Raw genomic sequence first — 25,298 nt, 5'->3', positions numbered from 1 at the left:
CTTCATTTTATTATTTATCGTTTCGATGATACGTTTCATAGTCATGTGCATAGAGATTTTTCTCGTCCACGACGCCGGGAACAGTGGCAACTTTTTCCCAAACAGACCAGTCGATTTCTGGAAAGAAAGTGTCGCCTTCAAACGTTTCATGAATCATCGTCCGATATAAGACATCGCATGCGGGAATCAATTCTTTAAAAACGACAGAACCTCCACCAATAACGGTCACGCCTTCATACTTGTCAGCATACGCAAGAATTTCCTCTACGGAATGCATAACCAAAACGCCTTCAGCTTGGTAATCCGGATTACTGGTAAGAACAATCGTTGTTCGATTTGGTAACGGACGACATCCCATGCCTTCGAAAGTTGCACGTCCTAAGACCAATGTATTATGAATTGTTTTTTCCTTGAAAAATTTCAAGTCGTTGGGTAAATGCCAAGGCAATTTGCCTTCTTTACCAATCACTCCTTGTTCATCTTGGGCCCAAATAGCTGCTAACATAGCTTCTCTCTCCTTTTTTATACGGCAATCGGCGCTTTAATCGTTGGATGTGGGTCATAGCCTTCTACTTTAATATCTTCCATATCAAAATCAAAAACAGAAGCCTTGTCTGGATTCAAAACGAGCGTTGGGAAAGAACGAACTTCTCGTGATAATTGTTCTTGCATTTGCTCCACATGATTTTGATATAAGTGGGCATCTCCTAGCGTGTGTACAAACTCGCCCACTGCTAAACCTGTTTCATGTGCAATTAGATGTGTCAATAAAGCATAGCTTGCAATGTTAAAAGGAACACCTAAAAAAACATCGGCACTGCGCTGATAAAGTTGACAGCTTAATTTTCCTTCATTTACATAAAATTGAAACATAGTGTGACAAGGCGGCAACGCCATTGAAGGCACATCTTCTGGATTCCAAGCAGAAACAATTAAACGGCGAGAATCAGGATTGGTTTTAATCATTTCAATCACATTAGCTAATTGATCGATAAAGCTACCATCTTTGGTTTCCCAGTGACGCCATTGCGCACCATAAATATTCCCTAATTCACCATATTTTTCTGCAAACTCTGCATCATTTAAAATGGTGTCACAGAACTTTTGATGTTCTTCTTTGTATTGTTCTGCAAACGCTGGATCTTGTAAGACACGATGCCCAAAATCCGTCATGTCTGGTCCTTGATAATCTGCGCTTTTTACGTAACGTTCGAACGCCCATTCATCCCAAATATGATTATTTCGCTCTAACAAATAGCGAATATTCGTGTCGCCTTTTAAAAACCACAATAACTCACTTTTAATCAAGCCAAACGGTACTCGTTTGGTTGTTAGTAAGGGAAATCCTTTGGCCAAATCAAAACGCATTTGATAGCCAAATAAACTATACGTACCAGTTCCTGTACGGTCTTCTTTAAAATGACCTTCTTCTAAAATCTTTTTTCCTAGCGCTAAGTATGCTTCTTCCATCTTATTCCCTCCGTCTCTTAATCCGCGTATTCACTCAAGTATTCCCAACGATTCATTTTTTCTTCTAACAATTGTTCCGTTGCTGTTACTGCTTCTTGCAATTCTTGTAAACGAACAAAATCATCACCCTGATGATTCATTTCTTCAGTTAATGTTTCTAATTTCGTTTCTAATTGTGTGATGTCTTCTTCAATTGTTGCCCACTCTTTTTGTTCCATATAAGTCAGCTTTGTTTTTTCTTTCTTTTCTGTCGATGCTTCTTTTACTGGTTTATTGAGCGGTTTTTCTTTGACCTTTTCTTGTTCTTTTTGGTTCGCCAAATATTCACTCATTGTGCCATAAAATGATAGGATCTGACCATTTCCTTGAAAAACTAACAATTTATCCATTGTTTTATCCAAGAAATAACGGTCATGAGAAACAGCAATTACCGCTCCTTTAAACGTTTGAATATAATCTTCTAAAATGGTCAATGTATCAATGTCCAAATCATTGGTTGGCTCATCCAATAATAACACGTTAGGCTGACTAATTAATAATTTTAAGAGATATAACCGGCGTTTTTCTCCACCAGACAGTTTGCCAATCAGTGTCCCGTGCATAAAACGAGGAAATAAAAAGCGCTCTAACATTTCAGCGACCCCAACGCTGCTTCCATCACTGCGTTTCACTTCTTCTGCTGCTTCTTGCAAATAAGCAATCATTCGTTGATTAGGATCCATTTCTTCGTTTTGCTGGGTATAATAGCCAATTCGGACGGTTTCACCGATACTATATAGACCACTCTCTAAAGGAATGCGGCCAGCTAAAATATTTAATAATGTGGATTTGCCTGCACCATTTTTACCAGTAATGCCAATTCGATCGTTTGCTTGAATGAGTAAATTAAAGTCTTTCAAAAGCTGTTTATGATCAATGGCATAATTTCCTTCCTTGATTTCCAGAACTTTTTTCCCTAAACGCTGCGTGGCAAAGTCTGCTTCTAAGGTGCCATTGGTTTGTACCTGATGCAAGTTTTCTTTTAAATCCTGAAACCGATCAATTCTTGCTTGCTGTTTCGTTCCTCGTGCTTGAACGCCTGCTCGCATCCACGCAAGTTCTTGTTTGAAGAGGCGTTTTCTTTTTTCTTCTTGTTCTACAGCGACACGTTCACGTTCGGCTTTTTCCATCACATACGTTTCATAGTTTCCTTTGTATTCATACAGTTTTCCAAAAGAAAGTTCGAAAATCCGATTGGTTACTCGATCTAAAAAGTAGCGGTCATGGGTCACCATTAAAACCGCGCCACGATAGTTATTTAAAAAGTTTTCCAGCCATTCAATCGTTTCATAATCCAGATGGTTCGTTGGTTCATCCAATAACAGTAAATCAGGCGCTTCAATTAAGACTTGCGCCAAGCTTACTCGTTTTAACTGCCCACCAGAAAGCTCACCTATTTTCTTTTCCAATGTGGGAATACCTAATTTTTGTAAAATAATTTTTGCATTGGTATCTGCTGTCCAAGCATCTTGTTTATTCATGGCTTCTTCTGCTTGCGTGTAACGTCTTTGAACCCCTTCGTCTAAACCATTCTCACTTAAAGCAGCTAACGCTAATTCATAATTTTTGACCGCTTTTATGATCGGGCTGTCTCCCTGAAACACGGCTTCTGCAATCGTAATATTCTCGTCAAATGTTTGATTCTGGGAAAGGTACCCAATTTGATAATCACTTGGCTGCTGAATTGCAGCAAGATCACCATCACCGCTATCTACGCCAGCAATAATATTTAATAAACTGGTTTTCCCTGTGCCGTTAATCCCAATTAAACCAATGCGATCTTTTTCATGAATCAAAAAAGAAAGATGATCAAATAGTGTTTTTTCCCCATATGTTTTGGTTAAATCTGTTACTTTTAATTCTTTCACCGACACTACCAACTCCTTCTATTTTGGTCTTGCTTATTGTATCAAAAATCAGCGTATGCGGCTACCAAAAAAATAAATTATAGACGTTCAGAATAATCTTCTTCAAGAGAGAATTTCATATGTAGCGAACCTTAACCTTGGACAAAAATTCAAACCCGTTTTGTCCAAGGTTCTGTATGTTCTTTATTTTCTTGATAAATAGCCTCGAGCAAGCTCCCAAACACTGTCTTCATAATTACTAAAAACTGTGTATATATCTTTTCCCAAAGGATTGAACAGTGAACTACAGGAAACACTGGGATCACAACCTTCAATATAAATATGCGTATGATTTTTTGTTGGATTGGCCAACCAAATTCCAAGTCCGTAATGTTCTTTTTCATTTCCTGCATGTTTTTTAATCATTTCTGAAATGCTCTTTTCAGATAAGATTTCATAGGAGAACAGTCCATCCCAAAAGTTACAGTTGTTTCATTCAGGACTAAGATGCCTTGCATCGCCAACTGCATTTCTTCTAAGCTAGTGGCGAATAAGTTTTTGGTTTGTCGGTCAAACTCATTGAGCTTTTGAATTTGCTTGTGGAGTTTGTCAATGTCTTGTTGCATGCTTTCTGCCATCTTAATAAAGGTCCGTTGGGCATTTTGTAAGAGTTCATAAATTCCTGGAATTGGCTGACTATGGGCTAATGTGGCGACTGCCCTAGCAGAATCGTGCAATAATTGTTGGTTGGCTTTCATGATTTTTAGGTTTTATATTTACTTTAAATAGAGTGATTACAGTTAATTCAAACCACAACCACTCCAGTTATTTTTAATGAATATACAGTTAGCTTTTGTTAGTTATTGACAATTTGGTTAATAAGTTAATCCTTACTAGTCAAGACTTTATCACTTGATTACCAGTCTTGTGATAAAGTGCCTTTTTTGTCTATGGATTTTCTATACACTAAAACCTAGATTTTGTTAATATCCCAAGGATATTAACAACTCTGCACCAACTTCCCTACATTTTTTCCATTCACTAGCATTTTTGAGTGCTTCTTCACACCAAAGCGCTTTATTCTTACTCATATCATCTAATTTTTCATCAATATCTAAAAATTGCTGATACTGTTCTAAAGTTATCCAATTATTTTCAAATAATTCTTTTGCATAATTTAATGTAATATCTGAAAAATCTGAAGCTATTTCATCAGCAACTGTAAAACCTTTTAATTTTTTGATTTGTTCTTCTGCAGGCATTGAAAATTCTTGAAGATTTTCGATAACTCTACCATATAACATTGTCAATTTTTCTACGTCTTCAGTCATTCTTTCACAACCTTTCCATTCATATAAATTCTAGTAATTCCATATTCTGGAGAAGATACTTTGTAATATGGTAAATCTCCATGATGACCACCTCCAGGGTGATATTGAATATATCTTGAGCTTCCACTAGATCCTGCAGGAGGATTCATACTAAATCCCCCACCTTGTTCAAAAGGAATACCCGCATTTCCACCTTTTTTCAAAGGAGTTGCGGTCCACCCCTCTTTCTCTACAAATTCAACAATATCTGTAGGATTAACATTAGCCAAAGAACTAGGTGTATTTATTATATTATCTACTGAATTAACTGGATTTTTCCATTTAACATTTCCAACACCATACTTATCTTTAAAATAATTATTCCAATCTTTTCCTGATACAGAATTTTTTACGCCAAAATCAGTTTCAGGTGGGTTAGCCCCACTAGCTTTCTTATATGGTACCGTTCCAGCACTCTTATTCCTATCAAGCGTATAAGCCTGTCCATTCTTACTTCCTTTTAAGACATTACCCGTGCTACCAGTTTCTTTTGAAAATGTCTGGGTACTTCGGATTACTGCGGTACTTAAGCCTAACATCCACAGGGAATCCCACACACCTGACTCTTGGATTTCATCCATGACTCCTTGACCTTTTGACAGGAGACCTAATCCTAAAACTCTGTCATCTTTTTCAAAGTAATTATAACCTTTTTTCTGTTGGTTATTGACCCAGATAGTCAGTTCCTTTGGCGTCAATTCTACTACATCTAAGTCATATTTTTTTATTAGAGAAGCCAAGTTTCCTGATAGTTTTTTCTCGTCTATTCGGTAGGAATAGCCGTCCTTTTCTAGCATGTAATAATTGAAACCGTTCTTTTTATCATGAACATAAAGAATGGTGCAACCCGCTAACAGCTGTTTGTCAGTCACTTCATTTTTAGTATCTTTTTTGATTTCCGTGAAGTAACTTTTATCAACACCACTTGGCAGGGTGTAGAGACCGTTGTTTTTGACAGTTGTTTCATTCAGGACTAAGATCCCTTGCGTCGCCAACTGCATTTCTTCTAAGCTAGTGGCGAACAGGTTTTTGGTTTGTCGGTCAAACTCATTGAGCTTTTGTATTTGCTTGTGGAGCTTATCAATGTCTTGTTGCATGCTTTCTGCCATCTTAATAAAGGTCCGTTGGGCATTTTGTAAGAGTTCATAAATTCCTGGAATCGGATGACTATGGGCTAGCATGGCGACTTCCCTAGCAGAATCGTGCAATAATTGTTGGTTGGCTTTCATGATTTTTATTTTTAATTTGAGTTTGTCTTCATCTAAAAAACCTTCACTGGCAATAAACGCATCCGCAGCGCTGTATTTGGCCAAATCACTTTGGACATTATCAACGGCGGCAGTCATTCGATGAATCGTCGGAATCACTAATTCTGAAAATAGCCCTTTTCCCGCATTATAGGCAGCACCAGACAATGTATGACCGTCGATAGCTGCGATTAGTTGCTGACAACCTGCTGTTAGCTCACTGGTGGTTGTTCGGGCAACTGCTAGGTTGCTGGACAGCGCGCGCATCATTGCTGAAGAATCGCTACTGGAGTAGATTAATCCCATGACAACCGACTCCTTTCTCTTTGGAGCTGTAGTCGTTCTTCATTCGATTGTGCGGTTGCTTTTGTGTATCTTTGACTTAATTCATGTGTCTGTTGTTGTAAAAAGCCCCTTAAATAGCGTTGTTTTCCAGAGAGCTCCTCTTGCTCCCAACGCGTCGGCTTACCGCCTTTATGAATCACTTCTGCGTTGAGTTGCTCAAGTTCGCGAAAATTTCTAGTTAGTTCAGACTCTAGTGTACCAAAAATGGTTTGGATTTGCTTCTTTTCCTTCGACAATTGATCCATTGCTCGTTCTTTTTCGACAATCTGTTCCGCGTAGTTCCTTCTTAATTTTTCATTCGTATCCTTTTCCATCGTTTCTCCTTATTTAAACGTTGTTTGGCTATCTCTAGCCGCCATCGTTGCCGCTAATTTGGGGAATTTATTGGCTTGTGCGTTGACACCATTGACTACTTTTGCTAATTGATTGAGCAATTGATTACTGACTTTAACCCCTTTTTTCATGCTTGAAATATTGCTTTCTCCTAAATGACATATTTGATTTTTATTCACAGATACATTCTTAATCCCGGCAATTGCCTTTTGGGCAGTGCCTTGATTGGATGCGATTTTTACCATCAACTTCCTCCTTTAATTATTATATAAAAAGAGCATTCAAAAGAATGCCCTTTCAATTCATTAAAAATCAGAAGAAATTTCTTACTCTTCTGATTCTTCATGTGCTCGAAACATCTGATTATATCTTTCTTCATCTTCTTGATTATCTCTAATGACTTTAGATAAAGTGAATGAAGAAGAAATTAACCCTACCGATCCCATTAAATAATATCCCTTTACCATTAAAGGCTCCTTTAATGTATAAAGTCCCACCAAAATTAATACCACAAAGAACAGAAACGAACCCCATGCTAACATCACAAAAGCTGGTGTGTTTCGATAAGCTTTTTTCTTTAAATGATTATTCATTTTCCCCTCCAACAACTATAATTATTTAAAAACCAAATGAATGTGCATCCTGTTGATCTCGTTGTGCGACAGTATCAGCGTATTTGTTCAATTGTTGATTGATGCTAATAAGTAATTCTTCCATTTTTTTCACGTTACCCTCTAATTGATTATATTGTTCCAAGTACGCTTGAAATGCTTCGCCTTTCCATTGTTGCGAAATTTGTTGATTCATTGAATTAACTTTGCGAATTGCATTGTTAATTTGATTCGAGGCTTGTGCGTAAACTTTAGCTTGACTCTTAAGTTGTTCTGGAGTTACCGCAACTGTCCCTACCATTTTCACCACTCCTTTTTAATCGTATATTTATTATTACAATAATTAAATTGTACACACAAACACCACATAAATAAAGGTTTTTTTAACGAAATATTAAAAATTGTTATTAAATAACGTTTTAGGCATATATCAAGAAATATAAACAAACGTTGCGAATAATCATTAAAATATTTATTTTATTAAAAATTATATCTATCAATGGATTTTGTTATTATTTTTAATTAAATGTATAATTATTATAAAGAAAAAACCACCGTAAAAATTCTTTAAAATAAAAAATTTTACGGTGGTTTTTAGTCTGTACTTAAAATTTAGTTATAGGATTTTTAAATTTTGAAGGAGATATCAACTCTTCTCATACACTATTACTTATTCTTTATTAAAATTTTTAACAAATCGTTTCAGCGGAACGTTATTCATTTCGCCGCTAATCGAATAACTCTCTAATAAATTGACATTTTTTCGTAACTCGTTCGCTTCGATAATTGAAATGCGTTCAGATTGTTCGTAATGATCAATCATCCGTCGTTCTTCTTGGAAGCCTAATAATAGGTCTTTGACATAGTCTGTCTCCGTATGAACAATATATGAATCAATAAATTCGCCTTTTTCAAACTTATGGGCTAAATCCAAGCGTCCGTCAATGAAGAAATCAATTAAATCATCATCATAGACACCGCGCAAATTATCTAAACTCTTCAGAATAACTTGAGAATTTCTTAGAAAAACTTGGCGAATATTTTCTAGTTCTTCATTTCGTAATTCTTTTTCTTCTTCAGAAGCTTCACCACGATTGAAAAATAGCTTAGGATGTAAAAGAATCGAAATGATTTGTCGAGCAAATAATAACCAAAAGCCTACAATCGATAATAATTGTTTGGCAATCGACCGTTGCATCCGTGTAATCAAGCGTTGATACATACGATAACTTCTGACACTAATTTCTCCTTGTTTCAGACTTTCTTCTAAGCCGTCTCGTTCAATGGACACAATTAACGTCCGCAACTCTTGCACTTCTTGTTTTCGTTCTGCACTTAGCTGCTCGGTATACAATTCTTTTAAACGATCTTGATAATTTTCAATGACCGCATTCATTTCACCACGAGGATTCTCTTCATTTTGCTGTTTTAAGACATCAATGACATCACGTAATAAATCAATTTCGATTGACTCTTCATTTTCCACTTCCGTCTCTGAATCAGTTAAAAATGGTAAAACTAGAATCCCGCCAATCAGAGTCACCAAAATAACACAAGCCGTAATAAATAGTAATAACGGTCGTTCTTTAAAATGCTCGCCGTTAATCGCTGTTGGCAAAATAAAGATGGTGGCTAAACTCACTGTTCCTTTAACACCGCCAAAAGTTAAAATCAGCATTTCATTCATTGCGTTTTTAACTTTCTTAAGTCCATGTTGAAGCGTGTAAACACTGAAAATGGCTAAGAAACGAATCAAAAAGACAACGGCGCTAATAATTAGAACAACCATTAGTAGGAACCAGTTTGAATATTGTTGGTCAATCCAAATTGGCGAAAACACTTGAGAAAGTTCAATTCCTAAGAATAAGAAAACTAAGGCATTTAAGGTGAACTCAATCATACTCCAAATACTTTCGCCAACATTTGACAGTTCTGCTTCAAAAAGCGAAACTTTTTTCAAACTAGACGCTTGCATAATTCCAGCAATCACAGCAGCAATAATTCCAGAAACGCCAATCAACTCTGAAATTAAATAAGCAATAAATGGCAAGAGTAATTCAATCAACAAGTAGCCTGTAACATCTTTTGCCACTGCAGTTTCAAGTAAATGAACAATTTGCTGTTTTAATAGAACTAACACGATTCCGACTACCGCTCCACCAATACTGGAAATAACCAAGGTCCCTGCCGCTTCCACCGGCGAAAATGACCCCGTTAATAAAGCCGCTAATGCAAATTGAAAGGCTGTAACGCCTGATGCATCATTAATGAGTCCTTCACCAGATAAAATGTTCATCGAACGTTCAGGAATGTCAATTCGACCTGATAACGAACCTACCGCCACCGCATCCGTTGGCCCTAAAGCCGCTCCAAAAGCGAAGCAAGCGGCTAATGGTAAAGTAGGCAAAATCATATGCAGGGTCCAGCCGACTCCGACTAAGGTAATTAACACACCAAAAAAGGCCAAGAAAAGAATCATCCCGAAATTTTTCATCATTGCTTTCAGATTGATTAGCTCCCCTTCTCTAAATAAAAGCGGTGCAATAATCATTACTAAAAACACTTCAGGCTCAAATTCAATTTCCTGCCCCATTTTAGTTAAACCAATTAGAACGCCTACAATAATTTGCACAATTGGCAGCGGAATGACGGGAACAATCCGGTTGAATATGTTTGAGAAGGTAATAGACAGTGCAAAAACAATGATTAGAAAGGTAAATTCCATCCTATCATTCCCTTCTATATTAAATTTTTATTGACTTACCGATCAAAACATTTAAGTAATTTTTTCTTTTTAAGAATAATTTTCTTTTCGACTTCTTCTAACTCAGAACTGCGTTCGCAAAGTTCCAATTGAGCGCGTCGTGCTTCTAAACGAAGAAGTTCTCCTTTAATTAATTCAATCTTTTTGTAGCGTAAGAAATTTTTCTTTTGCATACGTTCTGCAAAGTGTTGTCGTTTTTCTTCAGGGATTGCTTGATATTTCTTTTTCAAGTCAGCGACACACTTTTCAAATTCTTCACTCACCGAAACAACTTCCTTCCAAAATTTAATCTGACTAATTATAACAAATTTTACCAAAAGTACAAGCAAAATTGCTTTCTTTTTTTCAAAAGAAATTCAGACAAAACTTAACGCGTGAAAAGCTGATTTCTAGGAGCTGAACATGGTTAATCTTCATTAACAATAATATCAATTTCTGCCTCTTCATTCATCCGTGTTGAAAGAAAAAGAACCATTTCTTCTAGTGGCGCAGAAAAGCGTAAAACCACCCCTCTTCTGCCTTTTTTTAAATACCCTAAACGAATACCGTTCGACTTTTGAACAAGGACAATCTTTTCGATATCTTTAAAGGCCGTGCCCCGATTGTCAAAAGGATGCGTAATAATACAGTCCTCCGCAAAACCTCTTGCATCGTAAAGAAAACTGAAGATAATCAAAATATATAACACACTTCGAATCATTTCAATTTTATCTCCTGCCGAAAATGCATTGGCCAGAATCATTAAACTAAAAAAAGCAACTAAATATTTTGTTGTAGGATGTTTTGCAGCCGGAATTACAATACTTTTACGTACGAAGTAAAAGTAACCATACATAACGACGACAAATAAAAATAGCAATAACGTAAATCCATCGATAATCACAAACGACTCCTTTATTTCTTTTTCTTTTGAATATCTGTTAATATATCATTTATTTCTTTAATTTCTTTTTTTGATTCGTTAATCTTTTTGATAACCGCCTCACGGTTTTTTCCAGGCGGTAAGTCAATTGATTCTTGGTAGTAGTTTGCTAAAGCTTGAACTTTTTTCATTTTTTCGCTTTGCAACAAGGCTATATTTCTTTTCATTTAACCGCCTCCTCTTCCTTAGTATACATTACTTTGTAAGGAATTGCTTAATTTGCAAGATATTTTCTAATAAAAAGGAGTAATTTTACATTTTCTTATAAACAAAAAGTATTCGGCTGAGTAACAGCAGCAAACGACAAAATAATAGAATAAAAGATGAGACAGAAGTAGTTTACTTTTGTCTCATCTTTTATTATTGAGCTGAAATCGCTAAACCAATTGCTTTTTCCCCTAGGTGGGTCCCAATAACTGGACCAAAATGACCGATTTCAATTTCTGCATTTGGGTATAGCTTTTGTAATTTTGCTTGTTCTTTTTCAGCAACGATGCGGTTATTGGCATGAATCACGTACAGTTTAACTGGCGCTTCAATCCCTGCGTTTCGTTCACCAATAATCTTTTCTGCACGAGCAAAAGCTTTCTTTGTTGAACGGATTTTTTCAAATAATACAATCTTTCCATCTTCAAAAGTCAAGATAGGTTTAATCTTCAATAGCCCAGCGATCAAGGCTGCGCCATTCGTTAAGCGACCGCCACGAACTAAGTTGTTCAGATCTTCTACAATTAGATATGCATACGTATTGTCACGAATTAAATCTAATTTGGCAAAAATTTCTTCTAAGCTGGCTTTTTCTTCTGTTAAATCTAAAGCAGCTTCTACCATGTGTCCCATTGGCATACTTGTAATTTTTGAGTCATATGGATACAAAGCAACGCCTGGGATTTCATCAGTAAGTCCGTGCAATGTATGAACAAAACCAGAGATTCCTGAAGAAAGATGAATGCTGATGATGGTGTCGTACCCTTGTTCAGCGATTGATTTGTAAAGCTCTAACACTTCTCCTAAAGCAGGTTGTGAAGTCGTCGGAAATTCTTTACTATTATTTAGCAATGCATAATATTCATCTGCTTCAATGTCAATGCCTTCGTTGTATATTTTTCCATCTAAAATGACTGGGATGGGAATTACAAAAAGATTCGGATGATCTTTAATGCGCTCGGGTAAATAAGCTGTACTATCTGTCACAATAGCAATTTTCATTTTGTAACCTCGTTTCACTAATTTTCCACGTTGTTTCTAATATAGCATAAAAAAGGATATTTTAAAATGCTTTCCTTATTCGTTCAGGAATTTTTCGATGGCGTCAGCATTTTTTTGTTCATCTACTTCTAAAATACTGCCTGCATAAGAGGATTCACCAAAATTCCAAGAATCTGGTACCGGAACCGATAATGACTCAACCCCTGCTTTTCCTTTAATCAACAATGATGGTCCGTTCGTTAACATGAAACTAACAGGCACATCTGTCGACATATAGCCGACTAATTTCCCAAGTGATTCTGGGGTTCTTAATAAAGTCATTGGGTTTTTCATTTGGCTCATTACAGCTGACATAACTTGTTGTTGGCGACGAACCCGACCAAAGTCGCCTTCTTCATCCATCCTAAAGCGAGCGTATTGAAGTAAGACATGTCCATCCATGACCTGTTGCCCTTTTTCAATATCAACGCCATCTAAATTCAGTGATTTTTCTGCATCGATTTTGACACCTTTTGGAAACATAGAGTCAACAATTTTTTCAAATGATTGGAAATCTACCTTAGCATAATATTTCGTATCTAAATTAAAGTTTTGTTTTAACGTTTCACGAACCAATTCAGCACCGCCATAAGCGTATGCGGCATTAATTTTATTCGGCCCGACACCAGGAATGTCCACGAATGTATCACGCATAAATGAAATTAATTTCGGTTTTTTTGATGGTCCATTTAGTTGGAGAACCATTATTGTGTCGGCTCGTCCAGCATCTTCCCCACGTGTATCGCTGCCAAGAATTAAAATATTCTTAGCCCCGTTGCTACTTTTGACACCATTAAATGTTTCTACTTTTTCTTGAGGCAACGAGTCATCATGTTCTGCTGCAGATTTTCCTTTTAAAAACATGACTGTACTATAGGCAAATAACAGAATCAATAGGATCACTAGCCATTTGAAAAAGCGTTTTGTTTTTGATTTTTTACGTTTCTTTTTTGGTTTCTTGTCTTTTTTTCCGCGGGGTGGTTGGTCAGAACCGTTGCCACCACCTGAATCTGTTTGATGTCGCCTCTCACTTCTGCGACTGTCCTCAGTATAGCTGTCTTCGTAAACTGGCTCTTGAAGGCTTTCAGCTAGTTCTTCTGGTTCTTCTTCTCTATGTTCACCCATTGATTTTCGGGGATTAAAGGTCTTTTTATGCTCTGCTGGTCTCGATTTTTCATGAATATGTTTATAACGATCTACACGACTCATCGTGTCACTCCTTTACCTCTGTGTTTTATCACCTTTCTTAGGATACCTCATTTCGCAGGAAATTCCTATTACAAATATGTAATTTAATAAAAAATGAAACTCACTTTATCTAATAAGTAAGCTTCATTTTCATTTTTAACTCTTTAAAGTGTGGACAAAACATAGATCGGGTAATCCCCTAAAATTTTTATTTCTGCGCCAATGAGTTCCAGTTCTGTTAAGGCTGCTTCAATTAATTTTTCTGGTTGATCATTCACTAAGTCCATTAAAAAGAAGTACTCTCCTAGCTTTGTTTTCAACGGCCGCGATTCTATTTTGCTAAGATTAATCCCTCGCCAACTAAACACGCTTAATGCTTTGTGTAAAGAGCCAGGAACATTACTTGGCATCGTAATCGCCAGCGTTATTTTTTTCTCAGATAGCGGGAAAGAAATCGCTAAATTTTCAGAACCAAGAACCCAAAATCGGGTTTGATTTACCGATAAATCTTGTATATTTTTTTCAACAATGGTCAAATCATACATTTCCGCAGAAAGTTTTGGTGCAATAGCTGCAAAAGGTAATTCTGGATGTTCTGCAATGTATTTGGCGGCGTAAGCTGTTGAAGGCGTTGCTTCTAAAATCGCTTCTGGAAAGTTTTTCTCTAGAAACATCTGCGATTGAGCTAATGCTTGCGGATGTGATAAAATTTTCTGACTTTGTTGCCAGATCGATTGATTCTCTTTTGCCACCATTAATTGTTGTTGAATCGGTAAAACTAACTCTGCTTGGACAGGTAACTGCGCTTGATGATACAAATAATCTATCGATGCGTTAACAGTTCCTTCAATCGTGTTTTCTATTGGGATAATACTACATGCCACTTCTTGCTGTTCAATTGCTTTCAAGCAAGCTGGAATCGATGCGTACGGTATCAACGTAGCATCAGGAAAAGCAGCCAACGTTGCACTGTACGTAAAGGAACCAATCGGACCTAAATAACCAACTTTCATCGTTTCTCTACTCCTTTAATTGTTGCAGAATTTCATTGATAATTTCTTCTGGCGAGCGATTGGTCGTATCAATTGTCATCTTCGCACATTCTTCATAAAAATTTTTACGAGACTCAAATAAAGTAATGATTTCTTTTGAAGAACGTTCTATAGCTAAGGGTCGTTGGTTTTCAGTATCTTCTTTGATTCTTTTTAACAGCTCTTCTGGTGTCGCATGTAAATAAACCACTTGCTGAAAAGATTTTAATAAGCTACGATTTTCTGGTCCGACAACAATCCCGCCCCCAGTTGAAAGGACGGCTGTATTTTTTGACAGCTCCTTTAAAAGTTGGGTTTCCTGTTCTCGGAAAGCTGCTTCACCATATTTTTCGAAATAGTCAGGAATTGAGCGTCCTATTTTTTCAATTAACGCTGTATCTAAATCAAGATGAGGCATCTTTAGTTTATTGGCCAAACTTTGGCCGATAGTTGTTTTACCCGCACCCATGAAACCAATTAAAACAATGCTTTCCATGGTTCGTTATCCTCCTTCGTTAACAACTTAAACGTTCTAAGTCGTCAAAAAATGCTGGATAAGAAACTGAAACTGCTTCAGCCTTATCTAATTCAACAGTGCCTTCTTTTACAAGTAATGCAGCAATTTGTAACATCATCCCGATACGATGATCCCCATAACTGGTAACTCTTCCACCATGTAAAGAAGTTGGTCCATGTATAATTAAGCCATCATCAGTAGGCGTGATGTCGGCGCCTAAAATTGTTAATTCTTTCGCTACTGCATCAATCCGATTGGTTTCTTTGACTTTCAATTCTTCTGCATCTCGAATGATTGTCGTGCCAGTAGCCTGAGTAGCTAACAAAGCAATAATCGGTAACTCATCAATTAAACGTGGGATAATAGCGCCACCAATCTCTGTAGCTGTCAATTGACTCGTTTTTACAAGTAAATCGCCAGAGTGATTGGCCTCATCTTCATTTAAAATAGTGACGGAACCACCCATGTTTTTAATCACATCTAAAATACCTGTCCGCGTTTGATTTAAGCCAACATTTTTCAGAAGTATCTCGCTATCTGGGACTACTAAACCCGCAACTAAAAAGAAAGCTGCAGAAGAGATATCGCCAGGAACTACCACATTTTGACCTGTTAATTGTTGCGGTCCAGTTAACATAATTTTTTTACCGTCTACTTCAAGCGTCCCACCAAATTGTCGAATCATCTCTTCTGTATGATCACGTGTCTTTTCTTTCTCAACCACTACAGAAGTGCCCTTGGCTTGCAAAGCGGCGAATAAAATAGCCGATTTCACTTGAGCACTCGCAACAGGCATTGTGTAGTCAATCGGTTGCAAATTTTGAGTCCCGCGAATAGAAATTGGCGGAAACTCCGTTTGCTGAACCCCTTGACATTCCGCTCCCATTTGGTTTAAAGGAAGCATCACACGATTCATCGGTCGTTTGGCAATAGACGCATCACCAGCTAGGCGCGTTTCAAAGGGACAGCCAGCTAAAATGCCCAGCATCAGACGAATTGTTGTACCTGAATTTTCAACATCAATTGTATTCCTCGCCTTTTTTAAACCTGCAAATCCTTGCCCCTCAACGGTGATTGTCGTCCCGTCATCTTCAATGTTCACACCCAAAGAACGAAACGCCGCTAAGGTACTTAAACAATCTTCGCCTCTTAGAAAGTTTGTAATCGTCGTTTTTCCAGAAGAAATCGCTCCAAACATAATACTTCTATGGGAAATCGATTTGTCGCTAGGAACCATCAGAGTCCCTTGTAAATGTTTCACATTTGTACGTAGTTGCACCCTCATCACCTCTTATTTTTCATAACACGTATAGTTCGTTTTTTTAGATAAAATTTGTTTTGCAGCTTGGCAGTCTGGTTGATTTTTAAAAGACAATTGAAGAATCCCATAGATTTCTTCTCTCGTTTCTAAAATTTTAATATTTGTAAGAGAAAGGTCCGCTTCGCCTAAAATTTGCGTAATTTCAGCAATGATTCCTGGTTGATCTGGTACATCAACAAACAGATCATAGAAAGCTGGGATTGCGCCTTCTTTATGAATGGGCAACTGAGCACGTGTTTCTTTGGCCTTATCAAAAAAATTACGAATAGCTGGGGCATTTTTTTCTGTTAACCATTGGCAAACAGTAGTCATCTCTTTTTGCCAATTTTCTAGTAAGTCCAATAATACTAAGCGATTGCTTAATAAAATATCCGTCCACATCGTTGCATCAGAGGAAGCAATTCGAGTAATATCTCTAAATCCTCCAGCCGCTAGCTGCTGTGCTCTAGGGTAAGTGGTATTCAGTTGCTGACTTTCGTTCACTAAAGCTGCGGCAACAATATGTGGCAAGTGACTTAGAGCACCAGTAATTTCATCATGTTCCTGTGCAGACATCGTAATAAACTTCGCATGCGTTCCTTTTAGTAACGTTTGTAACTCCTGAATCTGTTTGTTTTTTTCGCCATGGTCATCGGTAAAAATATAGTAGGCATTTTCAAACAAACGTTCATCAGCGGCTGTTACGCCGGATTTATGTGAACCAGCCATTGGATGACCACCAATAAAATTTTTCATTTTAAGCTTTGTTGCTAACTGATTAATTTCCACCTTGGTACTACCCACATCTGTGATCAGAGCAGTTTCTGGTGATAATTGGTTTAATTCTTCTAGTTGTACTAAAGTTGCTTTAACTGGGGAACAAAGAAAAATAATCTCTGCTCGTCTTGCCCCACTTGTTAAAGATTCAGCTATCTCATCAATTAGACCCGTTTTCTTAGCAAATTCAGTTGACTCCGCTTGATTATCAAAACCGATAATCTCACTGTTTGGATGCCCTTTTTTGATACACAAAGCCAGTGAACTCCCGATTAGCCCTAATCCTACGATTAAAATACGTTTCTTCATTTTTTCCCTCCATATACTTGCGACTTTCTTCCATTAAAAGTTTTGAGTATATAGACGATAACGTTTCACTGCTTCTTTCATTTGTTCAAATGAGTCACTATCAAATTTTTCGAGCATAGCCTTCGCTACTTCCGTTGCAACAACGGCTTCACAAACAACGCTAGCGGCCGGTACTGCCGTGCTATCAGAGCGCTCAACGCTGGCCTTATAAGGCTCTTTTGTATCAATATTAACGCTTTGTAATGGTTTATAAAGGGTTGGAATAGGTTTCATGACACCACGAACGATGATTGGCATTCCGTTGGTCATTCCTCCTTCAAAACCGCCTAAATTGTTGGAAGTTCTGGTATAGCCTGTATTTTCGTCCCAAACAATCTCGTCCATCACTTGACTACCAGGGCGTTGCGCCATTTCAAATCCAATGCCAAACTCAGCACCTTTAAAAGCATTGATGCTTACAACAGCTTGCGCAATTTTGGCATCTAGTTTACGATCCCATTGAACATAGCTACCTAAGCCAGCTGGAACGCCACCCACAAGTACTTCTACTACCCCACCAATTGTATCGCCATTTTTCTTGGTTTGGTCAATTAGTTCTTTCATTTTTTCTTCTACGGAAGGATCTAATACGCGAACGGCAGATTGTTCAGATCGTTCTTGAATTTCACGAATCGTTAAATTTTCAGGAATCGTAGCTTCAATCCCGCCTAATACCGCGACATGCCCAGCGACTTGGATATCCAGTTCAGCTAAGAGTTTTTTAGCAACCGCACCAATCGCCACACGCATCGTTGTTTCTCGTGCCGAAGAACGTTCTAAAACATTCCGTAAATCATCATGTTGATATTTCATGCCACCAACTAAATCAGCATGTCCTGGACGTGGTTTGCTGACGCGGCGGATTTTCTTTTGTTTTTCAGGAACCGGCTCTACTGACATCACGGAGGTCCAATTTTTCCAGTCTTTGTTTTCGACAATCAACGTTACTGGTGAGCCAAGTGTTTTACCATGCCGAATACCCGAAGTAATACGTACTTGGTCTTTTTCAATTTTCATCCGTCCCCCACGACCGTAACCGCCTTGACGTCTTGCTAATTCTCGGTTAATCTCTTCGCTACTTAAAGGCAAGCCGGCTGGTAAGCCTTCAATAATAGCAGTTAATTCAGGTCCATGTGATTCGCCTGCTGTAATAAAGCGCATCTTAAATTCCTCCTTCTCTGTTTAAAAATGCTCGAATTTCTTCCGTTGGTAAAGAGACAATTTTCGCTTGACCAATTTTTTCTAAGACAATGATTTTAATCTGTCCCCCACGTGTTTTTTTATCATGTGTAATTGCTTGATAGAGACGTTCTTCTGGCCAACGATCTGTCGTTACTGGTAAATCGAACTTTTCTAGCATGGTGACCAACTCTTGGGTAGTCCCAAGTGGGGAAAGTCCTCGTTGTTCTGCGACTTGAGTTATTTGAATCATTCCTAAAGAAACGCCTTCACCGTGAGCAATCACCCCGTAACCAGCTGTATTTTCTAATGCGTGGCCAATCGTATGCCCAAAATTCAGAATCAAACGTAAGCCCAAATCTAATTCATCTTCTTCGACGACATCACGTTTAATCTTGCAACAGGCCGTGATAATTTCTTCTGCATGTGCGACTAAATCTTGTTCATTTTCCAAAGAGGATAAACGGTGCCACAATTCAACATCAGCGATAGCTGCTGATTTTACAATTTCTGCAATTCCTTCACGAACACGTCTAGGTTCTAATGTTTTAAGTGTATTAGGATCAATTAAAACCCCATCTGGTTGGGCAAAAGTACCGACAAGATTTTTGGCTTTTTTAGTGTTAACCGCTGTTTTACCTCCAATGCTACTATCTACTTGTGCCAGTAAGGTTGTTGGTACTTGCAAAAAGTGAATACCGCGCATATAGGTTGAAGCGACAAATCCAGCTAGATCTCCCACAACGCCTCCACCTAGAGCAATTAGACCATCACTTCGAGTCAATTGCTGTTCCGCTAAAAAATCATAAAGTAGCTGAGCTGTTTCGAGGCTCTTACTTTGTTCACCTGCCGCTACAGCAATCAATGATGTTTCAAAACCAGCAGCTTGCAATTCTTTCTCAACAGCTGCGCCATATAATTTATTCACCGTTTCATCGGTAATAATCGCTACCCGTTGTGGCTGCCACAGGCTACGTACCCAGGTGCCAATTTTATCTAAGGCACCTGTTTCGATGGTTAAATCATATGAATGTGTAGGTAACGTTACGGTTAATTTCATGTCCTCTACTCCTCTGTCTTTACTAATCTTCTAAAGCATTAATTTCTTTCATTGCTTTTTCGATGATATGAACTTCTTTCATCATACGTAGGTAAGTTTTTTCATTCAAGGATTGTGGCCCATCTGACCACGCATTCGCTGGATCTGGGTGAATTTCTACAATCAAGCCGTCCGCACCTGAAGCAACACCTGCTCGGGCCATTGGCGGTACTAAATCCCAGATACCAACACCATGACTCGGATCAACAATAATTGGAAAATGACTTAATTTTTTAATTAAAGGCACCGCACTTAAATCAAGTGTATTGCGCGTAGCGGTTTCGTACGTACGAATCCCACGTTCAATGAAGATCACATTGAAATTCCCTTGCGCAGCAATGTATTCAGCTGCGTTTAGCCATTCATCAATCGTACCGGCAATCCCGCGTTTTAAGCCAATAGGTTTTCCAGTTTTACCAACCGCTTGTAATAACTTGAAATTTTGCATGTTGCGCGCACCGATTTGTAAAATGTCACTGTATTTTGCGACAAGTTCTAAATTCGCTTCATCCATCACTTCTGTAATGACTTGCATATCTAATTCATCAGCCGCTTGGCGAATGTATTTTAGTCCTTCTTCTTCTAGCCCTTGGAAAGCGTATGGCGACGTTCTAGGTTTGAATGCACCACCTCGTAAAATTGTTGCACCGCCAGCTTTAGCAATTCGCGCACATTCACGAATCTGATCTAAGCTTTCGATTGAACAAGGGCCCGCCATCATGGTCATACTGCCGTCACCGATTTTAACACCGTTCACATCAACCACTGTATTCTCTGGATGAAATAAACGACTCGTTAGTTTGTAAGACAACGAAATGCGGACACTTTTCTCCACGCCTTCTAATGCTGTTAACTCTGCTTCAACTAATTTTTCTGTATCACCAATCAAGCCTATCACTGTTTTTCCATTATCTTGACTTGTTTGAGTAGTTAAGCCTGCACCTGTTACTAAATCAATGACTTGTTTCATTTGCTTTTCGGTTGCATTTTCTTTCATAATTACGATCATTATATTCTCTCCTCATGCCTTTAAACGGCGCTCTTTTTATCTATTTTCAATTTTACGTTTTACGACTGATACAGGCATTTTTTGTCCTGTCCATTGTTCAAAAGCAGCAGCTCCTTGATAAAGTAGCATGTCCAAGCCGTTGCTTGTTTCTGCGCCACGTAAACGGGCTTCTTTTAATAACTGTGTTTCTCTGGGATTATAAATAGCATCATACACAAATAACTTCGGTTGAATCATTGCATAATTTTCTATAGGACTACTATGCGCATGTGGATGCATACCCACACTCGTTGCATTAACTAACAAGACGCTTTCAGCAACATCTTTTGCTAGTTTTTCAGTATCCGCTAAATCGTTTAAATGAATTACACAGTTGGTTCGTTCAGTGAAATTTGCCAGTTTTTTTTGACTGTCGTTAAACCCCGCGCTTTTCCTGTTGTAAACGGCGATTTCTTTCACGCCATCTAAAGCAGCTTGGGCAATGATTGATAAGGCTGCACCACCTGTTCCTAAGATGGTCATTTTATTCTGAAAAACGTCAACCTTTTTCTCTTTCAAACTCCACATAAAACCAGTACCATCCGTGCTGTCTCCGTAAAGTTTTCCATCTTTGTTGACAATCGTATTAATTGCGCCAACCAGTTGAGCGGTAGGACTTAGTTCATCCATATAACTTACAGCCGCCACTTTATTGGGCATTGATAAGTTGGCCCCTAACATGTGAAACGTTCGAATCGCTTCAATTGCTTGTGGCAGTGTCTCTTGTCCAACGTCAAACGCCAGATACCGAGCATCAACTCCTAAATTTTGAAATGCTGTATTATGAATCAACGGTGAAATACTGTGTCGGCTGGGTTTCGCGAATAGCCCAGCTAAACGAGTAGATCCAGTTATTTCTTTCATCCTGTGTGCTCCTTTACGAAATTTTTTTAGTAAGTTTCTGAAATCCTAATTTTTGGCCAAACAAAAAGGATATTCACAGTAAATTTTAAGAAAAATCTACAGTGAATACCCTACAAAAAAGCAATATAAAAGCCACTATAGATTTTCTTAAATCTACATGGCTGAAAGTCATCTTAAATTTCCCTAGCCATTATAGATACAAACGTTTGTTGTCTGTACCCATAATGTTATGAATACAAACCTATCTAAAATAGCTAAAGTAAAAGTTATTCAGTTGTGTATGGTTTTTCTTCGTTGTTGTCATAAGAATCACTCCAAAACTGATTTAATTAAGAATTGTTAACAGTATACCGCTAGAAAAAACATGTGTCAACACTTATTCCCTTATTTTTTTGACTATTTCATTAAAACCAATGTTATTTTATTTGTCAAAAGGCTCAAAAAAGCCACAGGAACCAGTCATTTCACTGATTCCTGTGGAGCAAAAATTATTTTAATTCTTCAGCGTATACATCATCAACTGTTTGTGTTGGATCGATAACAATGTATAAGTTTTTAGTTTTTTCGCTGACTTTTGTAGATTGATAGATGTTATCCAAGCCCTCATCTGTTTTATCTTTGTAAGGGAAATAAACTAAATCTGGTGTGCCATTTTTGTAAAGAATTTCCATACGTTCGATATCTTCATATTTTAAAGCACGAGAGAACATCCCTAATTCTAAGCCACCTAAGTTAATATCGTGGGTTTGAACATGATCTCCTTCTTGGAAAATTTCAATTTTGAACCCTTCACATGGATGAATTTCAACAAATTCACTACCATGGATACGGCCAAAACTTGTTGTAATATGTTTGATCCATAAATCACCAATAAAACGACGATCAATCGTCCAAGTTTCACCATTTCTGAAATAAAATTTAAGTCCTGTCATTTCTCTAGCCATAGCACAAATCTCCTTACTTAAAAATAATTTCTTACATTATTAGTTTACCATACTTTTGATAAACGGTCACAAACTTTCGCTGTAGATTCTTAATATTTTGTTATTCTTTTTAAAAAAGAATCAATATCAACTACTGCACGTTGGTGAGAACCTTTGGCAATTTGTCGTTCTCCTTCATAAGCAACAAATTCATAGCGTATTTTGTGTGCAGTCTGTTCAATGCTGGTCATCGTAACAACGATTGTCGCCCCTACCGCAGATGGATATAAGTGGTGTAATTCTAACACCGTTCCGACAGTTGTTTCCCCAACTGATAATTGGTCCTTCACAGCTTCTTTGGCTGTTTGTTCAATCATGGCAGCTAAAGCAGGAGTTCCTAAAACTTCTAAGTCACCAGAACCGAGAATTTTAGCCGTTTGTGATTCTTTCACCAAGAATTCTTTTGTAAACATTTCTGTTGGCATTATGCTTTCTCTCCTTTTGAACGTTGTTTTTTGGCAAACGAAAGCAGAACTTCTTGTTTATTCTCTAAGCTACCTTCAACAACGTGTTGCTCGATTTCAGCAATCAGTTCCCCTAACCATTTGCCTGGTGTTTCTTCTAAGACGGCTAAAAGGTCTTTTCCTGTGATGGCCAATTCATGTCTTTGATGAATGGGTAATGCCTTAACTAACTCTTTTGTTACTTGTACTTGACTCTCTTGTTGGTAATAATATAAAAGCCTTTCAACAAGTACTGCTGATTCTTCGCCTAATTCATAAAGCATCATTGGCTGCCAGTCGTTACTCAAGCGAAAACGCAAACCGCGTACTAATTGTGAAACGTTTTGAATTAATTGATTTGAAAGTTTCCAAGCCTTTAAGAAGGAGCGAATTTCTGCTTCTGGTAAATTCAACGATTGGATAAGTAACGTCCACGCTTCTGCTTCTGTTTCAATTTGACGAGCAGGCAAGTTCATTAAACGAAAAAGTCCAGCCCCTTGTTCTCGTAATTTGGGACAATATTGATAGCATTCTGTTTCAATAAACGGAGCTAAGCCACCTTGTCGATTAACCCCTAAAAGCATTTTTACAAATTCAATTGTAATGCGTTCTACTGAAATTTTTTCCAATAAAGGATGAAATTCAGCGATAGCGGCTAAGGTTTTTTCTTCAATTTTAAAATCTAATTGGCTAGCAAAGCGTAAGCCCCGCATCATTCGCAGAGCATCTTCATGAAACCTCTCATGGGGATTACCGACAGCACGAATGGTTTGATTAGTTAAATCTTCGATACCATCAAATAAATCAATGATTTCACCTGTGCTGTCGAGCGCCAAGGCATTAATCGTAAAATCTCGCCGTTTTAAATCTTCTTTCAAGGAGCGAACAAAGGTGACTTCATCTGGTCGACGAAAGTCTTGATAAGTTGACTCGGTACGAAAGGTTGTTACTTCATACTGTTGGTCTTCCATCAATACAAGGACTGTACCATGTTCGATACCCACATCAACGGTTCGTTTAAAAATTTGCTTGATTTCTTCTGGATAGGCACTTGTCGCAATATCGACATCATGAATTGGTTTATTTAATAAAGCATCACGGACACTGCCCCCGACAAAATACGCTTCAAAGCCCTGTGCATTGATTTCACGAATAACGGGAGCGGCTTCTTTAAATTCGTTTGGAATAGTTGTCAATTTCATAGCATCTGTTCCAATCCGTAAAGTAGTTCTGTTCTCTGTACCACTTGCCGACAAGCTAACGCCACTCCTGTCATGAATGAACGTCGATCATAAGAATCATGCCGAATAGTGAGCCCTTCACCTACACTGCCAAATTGGACTTGTTGGTGTGCCACTAAACCAGGTAAGCGGACACTATGGATTCGCAGACCCTCGAAATCAGCCCCGCGTGCCCCTGGTATTGATTCTACCTCTTGCGGATTCCCTTGTTTTTTTGCTGGCCGAACTTCTTGAATCATTTCTGCAGTTTTTATAGCCGTTCCACTTGGTGCATCTAATTTGTTATCATGATGTAATTCAATGATTTCCACATCCGGAAAATACTGTGCCGCTTTTTGGGCAAATTGCATCATTAAAACTGCCCCAATTGCAAAGTTTGGCGCAATTAAGCCGCCGATGGCTTTTTTTCGAGATAGGTTTGTCAATTCGTTGATTTGTTCCTCCGTAAAGCCTGTCGTCCCAACAACAGGCGCCATACCGTGTTCCAACGCAAAACGCGTATTTGGATAGGCGGCTTCAGGAACCGTAAAATCAATCCAAACATCTGGTTTGACAGCTAGGACTTCTTCTAAGTGCTGAAAAACGGGAATTGCGGTTTCATCATCGAAAGAAACAGTTTCTTGTGCTTCATGAGGATCATACACACCTACTAATTCAAAGTCTGCGGTTTCTAAGACCATTTGGGTAGCAGTACTGCCCATCCGTCCTTTAAACCCAGCGACAATTATTTTAATCATGTGTTTTCCCATCCTTTCTTTCAAAGCGATAGCGATCCCGCTTGTTAAATTTGGCCATATTTTCTTCAAAAACTTCGGTTAAATCAATCTCTAAAGAATTTGCCATGCTAATCAATACAAAAAAGACATCTCCAAGTTCCTCTGATACTGTCTTTGGTTTTTCGTCTGCTTTTTTCTGTTTTTCACCATAATAATGATTGACTTCACGGGCTAATTCTCCGACCTCTTCCGTCAAACGAGCCATTTGTCCTAATGGTGAAAAATAGCCTGTTTTAAACTGTTGAATATAATCATCAACTTCTGTTTGCATCGATTGCAAACTACGTTGTTCTGATTCTGACATTTTA

The 25,298-nt window shown here is 38.0% G+C and carries 30 protein-coding genes; all 30 read right to left on the bottom strand.

Features of this window, described 5'->3' with window-relative positions; genetic code table 11:
- Nucleotides 1–10 precede the first annotated feature (10 nt).
- On the bottom strand, nucleotides 11–505 hold the full coding sequence (gene dfr / locus AB1I62_RS07465; protein WP_002360302.1) for a trimethoprim-sensitive dihydrofolate reductase: 495 nt from the start codon (nucleotides 503–505) through the stop codon (nucleotides 11–13).
- Nucleotides 506–522: 17 nt separating this feature from the next.
- Complete coding sequence (locus AB1I62_RS07460) at nucleotides 523–1,470, bottom strand: thymidylate synthase (protein WP_002398298.1); 948 nt, start codon at nucleotides 1,468–1,470, stop codon at nucleotides 523–525.
- A 17-nt stretch (nucleotides 1,471–1,487) separates the two neighbouring features.
- A complete protein-coding gene (locus AB1I62_RS07455) occupies nucleotides 1,488–3,377 on the bottom strand; it encodes an ABC-F family ATP-binding cassette domain-containing protein (protein WP_002365663.1) in 1,890 nt (629 codons plus the stop codon).
- Between the two features lie 183 nt (nucleotides 3,378–3,560).
- A complete protein-coding gene (locus AB1I62_RS07450) occupies nucleotides 3,561–3,782 on the bottom strand; it encodes a hypothetical protein (RefSeq protein ID WP_048736792.1) in 222 nt (73 codons plus the stop codon).
- On the bottom strand, nucleotides 3,779–4,114 hold the full coding sequence (locus AB1I62_RS07445) for an LXG domain-containing protein (protein ID WP_240466834.1): 336 nt from the start codon (nucleotides 4,112–4,114) through the stop codon (nucleotides 3,779–3,781). Before AB1I62_RS07445 ends, AB1I62_RS07450 begins: the two co-directional genes overlap by 4 nt.
- 225 nt (nucleotides 4,115–4,339) lie before the next feature.
- Nucleotides 4,340–4,687 carry a hypothetical protein gene (locus AB1I62_RS07440; RefSeq protein ID WP_048737610.1) on the bottom strand — a complete coding sequence of 116 codons (348 nt, stop codon included), beginning with the start codon at nucleotides 4,685–4,687 and terminating at the stop codon, nucleotides 4,340–4,342.
- Entirely contained in the window at nucleotides 4,684–6,279 is a 1,596-nt protein-coding gene (locus AB1I62_RS07435; protein WP_240466833.1) for a T7SS effector LXG polymorphic toxin, read from the bottom strand. The genes AB1I62_RS07440 and AB1I62_RS07435 overlap by 4 nt, the downstream gene beginning before the upstream one ends.
- Complete coding sequence (locus AB1I62_RS07430) at nucleotides 6,270–6,632, bottom strand: hypothetical protein (RefSeq protein WP_048737189.1); 363 nt, start codon at nucleotides 6,630–6,632, stop codon at nucleotides 6,270–6,272. Before AB1I62_RS07430 ends, AB1I62_RS07435 begins: the two co-directional genes overlap by 10 nt.
- Before the next feature lie 9 nt (nucleotides 6,633–6,641).
- Nucleotides 6,642–6,896: a hypothetical protein gene (locus AB1I62_RS07425; protein WP_048737191.1), complete on the bottom strand. Its 255-nt coding sequence runs from the start codon at nucleotides 6,894–6,896 to the stop codon at nucleotides 6,642–6,644.
- A gap of 81 nt (nucleotides 6,897–6,977) precedes the next feature.
- Entirely contained in the window at nucleotides 6,978–7,244 is a 267-nt protein-coding gene (locus tag AB1I62_RS07420; protein WP_010828797.1) for a YiaA/YiaB family inner membrane protein, read from the bottom strand.
- A 25-nt stretch (nucleotides 7,245–7,269) separates the two neighbouring features.
- On the bottom strand, nucleotides 7,270–7,563 hold the full coding sequence (locus tag AB1I62_RS07415; protein ID WP_033594709.1) for a WXG100 family type VII secretion target: 294 nt from the start codon (nucleotides 7,561–7,563) through the stop codon (nucleotides 7,270–7,272).
- Between the two features lie 369 nt (nucleotides 7,564–7,932).
- Nucleotides 7,933–9,987: a cation:proton antiporter gene (locus AB1I62_RS07410; protein WP_048737195.1), complete on the bottom strand. Its 2,055-nt coding sequence runs from the start codon at nucleotides 9,985–9,987 to the stop codon at nucleotides 7,933–7,935.
- Between the two features lie 35 nt (nucleotides 9,988–10,022).
- Entirely contained in the window at nucleotides 10,023–10,355 is a 333-nt protein-coding gene (locus tag AB1I62_RS07405; RefSeq protein ID WP_002357572.1) for an ACP phosphodiesterase, read from the bottom strand.
- A gap of 77 nt (nucleotides 10,356–10,432) precedes the next feature.
- Complete coding sequence (locus tag AB1I62_RS07400) at nucleotides 10,433–10,909, bottom strand: hypothetical protein (protein WP_002357573.1); 477 nt, start codon at nucleotides 10,907–10,909, stop codon at nucleotides 10,433–10,435.
- Nucleotides 10,910–10,920: 11 nt separating this feature from the next.
- Nucleotides 10,921–11,115, bottom strand: a complete 195-nt coding sequence (locus AB1I62_RS07395; protein WP_002357574.1) for a hypothetical protein — start codon at nucleotides 11,113–11,115, stop codon at nucleotides 10,921–10,923.
- Between the two features lie 193 nt (nucleotides 11,116–11,308).
- Nucleotides 11,309–12,157, bottom strand: coding sequence for a DegV family protein (locus AB1I62_RS07390; protein WP_002382324.1), 849 nt, complete (start codon nucleotides 12,155–12,157; stop codon nucleotides 11,309–11,311).
- Nucleotides 12,158–12,232: 75 nt separating this feature from the next.
- On the bottom strand, nucleotides 12,233–13,405 hold the full coding sequence (locus AB1I62_RS07385; RefSeq protein WP_002365661.1) for an LCP family protein: 1,173 nt from the start codon (nucleotides 13,403–13,405) through the stop codon (nucleotides 12,233–12,235).
- 143 nt (nucleotides 13,406–13,548) lie between these two features.
- A complete protein-coding gene (pheA, locus tag AB1I62_RS07380; RefSeq protein ID WP_002389216.1) occupies nucleotides 13,549–14,397 on the bottom strand; it encodes a prephenate dehydratase in 849 nt (282 codons plus the stop codon).
- A gap of 7 nt (nucleotides 14,398–14,404) precedes the next feature.
- Entirely contained in the window at nucleotides 14,405–14,911 is a 507-nt protein-coding gene (locus AB1I62_RS07375) for a shikimate kinase (RefSeq protein ID WP_048737197.1), read from the bottom strand.
- A gap of 19 nt (nucleotides 14,912–14,930) precedes the next feature.
- Nucleotides 14,931–16,217 carry a 3-phosphoshikimate 1-carboxyvinyltransferase gene (gene aroA / locus AB1I62_RS07370; protein WP_104859670.1) on the bottom strand — a complete coding sequence of 429 codons (1,287 nt, stop codon included), beginning with the start codon at nucleotides 16,215–16,217 and terminating at the stop codon, nucleotides 14,931–14,933.
- Nucleotides 16,218–16,223: 6 nt separating this feature from the next.
- A complete protein-coding gene (locus tag AB1I62_RS07365) occupies nucleotides 16,224–17,318 on the bottom strand; it encodes a prephenate dehydrogenase (RefSeq protein WP_086317882.1) in 1,095 nt (364 codons plus the stop codon).
- Nucleotides 17,319–17,351: 33 nt separating this feature from the next.
- Complete coding sequence (gene aroC, locus AB1I62_RS07360; RefSeq protein ID WP_002377413.1) at nucleotides 17,352–18,518, bottom strand: chorismate synthase; 1,167 nt, start codon at nucleotides 18,516–18,518, stop codon at nucleotides 17,352–17,354.
- Between the two features lies 1 nt (nucleotide 18,519).
- Complete coding sequence (gene aroB, locus AB1I62_RS07355) at nucleotides 18,520–19,596, bottom strand: 3-dehydroquinate synthase (protein ID WP_002369401.1); 1,077 nt, start codon at nucleotides 19,594–19,596, stop codon at nucleotides 18,520–18,522.
- Between the two features lie 22 nt (nucleotides 19,597–19,618).
- The gene (gene aroF / locus AB1I62_RS07350) at nucleotides 19,619–20,644 is read right to left on the bottom strand and encodes a 3-deoxy-7-phosphoheptulonate synthase (protein WP_002363948.1); all 1,026 of its coding nucleotides are present in this window, start codon (nucleotides 20,642–20,644) and stop codon (nucleotides 19,619–19,621) included.
- A 36-nt stretch (nucleotides 20,645–20,680) separates the two neighbouring features.
- Nucleotides 20,681–21,547 (bottom strand): shikimate dehydrogenase, encoded by an 867-nt coding sequence (aroE, locus tag AB1I62_RS07345; protein WP_086317880.1) that lies wholly within the window; start codon nucleotides 21,545–21,547, stop codon nucleotides 20,681–20,683.
- A 488-nt stretch (nucleotides 21,548–22,035) separates the two neighbouring features.
- On the bottom strand, nucleotides 22,036–22,491 hold the full coding sequence (locus AB1I62_RS07340; RefSeq protein WP_002357586.1) for a hypothetical protein: 456 nt from the start codon (nucleotides 22,489–22,491) through the stop codon (nucleotides 22,036–22,038).
- 89 nt (nucleotides 22,492–22,580) lie between these two features.
- Nucleotides 22,581–22,955, bottom strand: a complete 375-nt coding sequence (locus AB1I62_RS07335; RefSeq protein ID WP_048737202.1) for a thioesterase family protein — start codon at nucleotides 22,953–22,955, stop codon at nucleotides 22,581–22,583.
- The gene (locus AB1I62_RS07330; protein WP_048737204.1) at nucleotides 22,955–24,175 is read right to left on the bottom strand and encodes a CCA tRNA nucleotidyltransferase; all 1,221 of its coding nucleotides are present in this window, start codon (nucleotides 24,173–24,175) and stop codon (nucleotides 22,955–22,957) included. The genes AB1I62_RS07335 and AB1I62_RS07330 overlap by 1 nt, the downstream gene beginning before the upstream one ends.
- The gene (gene dapB / locus AB1I62_RS07325) at nucleotides 24,172–24,951 is read right to left on the bottom strand and encodes a 4-hydroxy-tetrahydrodipicolinate reductase (RefSeq protein WP_048737206.1); all 780 of its coding nucleotides are present in this window, start codon (nucleotides 24,949–24,951) and stop codon (nucleotides 24,172–24,174) included. Before dapB ends, AB1I62_RS07330 begins: the two co-directional genes overlap by 4 nt.
- The gene (locus tag AB1I62_RS07320) at nucleotides 24,944–25,294 is read right to left on the bottom strand and encodes a nucleotide pyrophosphohydrolase (RefSeq protein ID WP_002363944.1); all 351 of its coding nucleotides are present in this window, start codon (nucleotides 25,292–25,294) and stop codon (nucleotides 24,944–24,946) included. The genes dapB and AB1I62_RS07320 overlap by 8 nt, the downstream gene beginning before the upstream one ends.
- Between the last annotated feature and the right edge of the window lie 4 nt (nucleotides 25,295–25,298).

This window comes from Enterococcus sp. AN402, assembly GCF_040719405.1.
Lineage (GTDB): Bacteria > Bacillota > Bacilli > Lactobacillales > Enterococcaceae > Enterococcus > Enterococcus faecalis.
The sequence above is the reverse complement of the archived record's forward strand: the minus strand, read 5'-3'. Positions and strand labels throughout refer to the sequence as shown.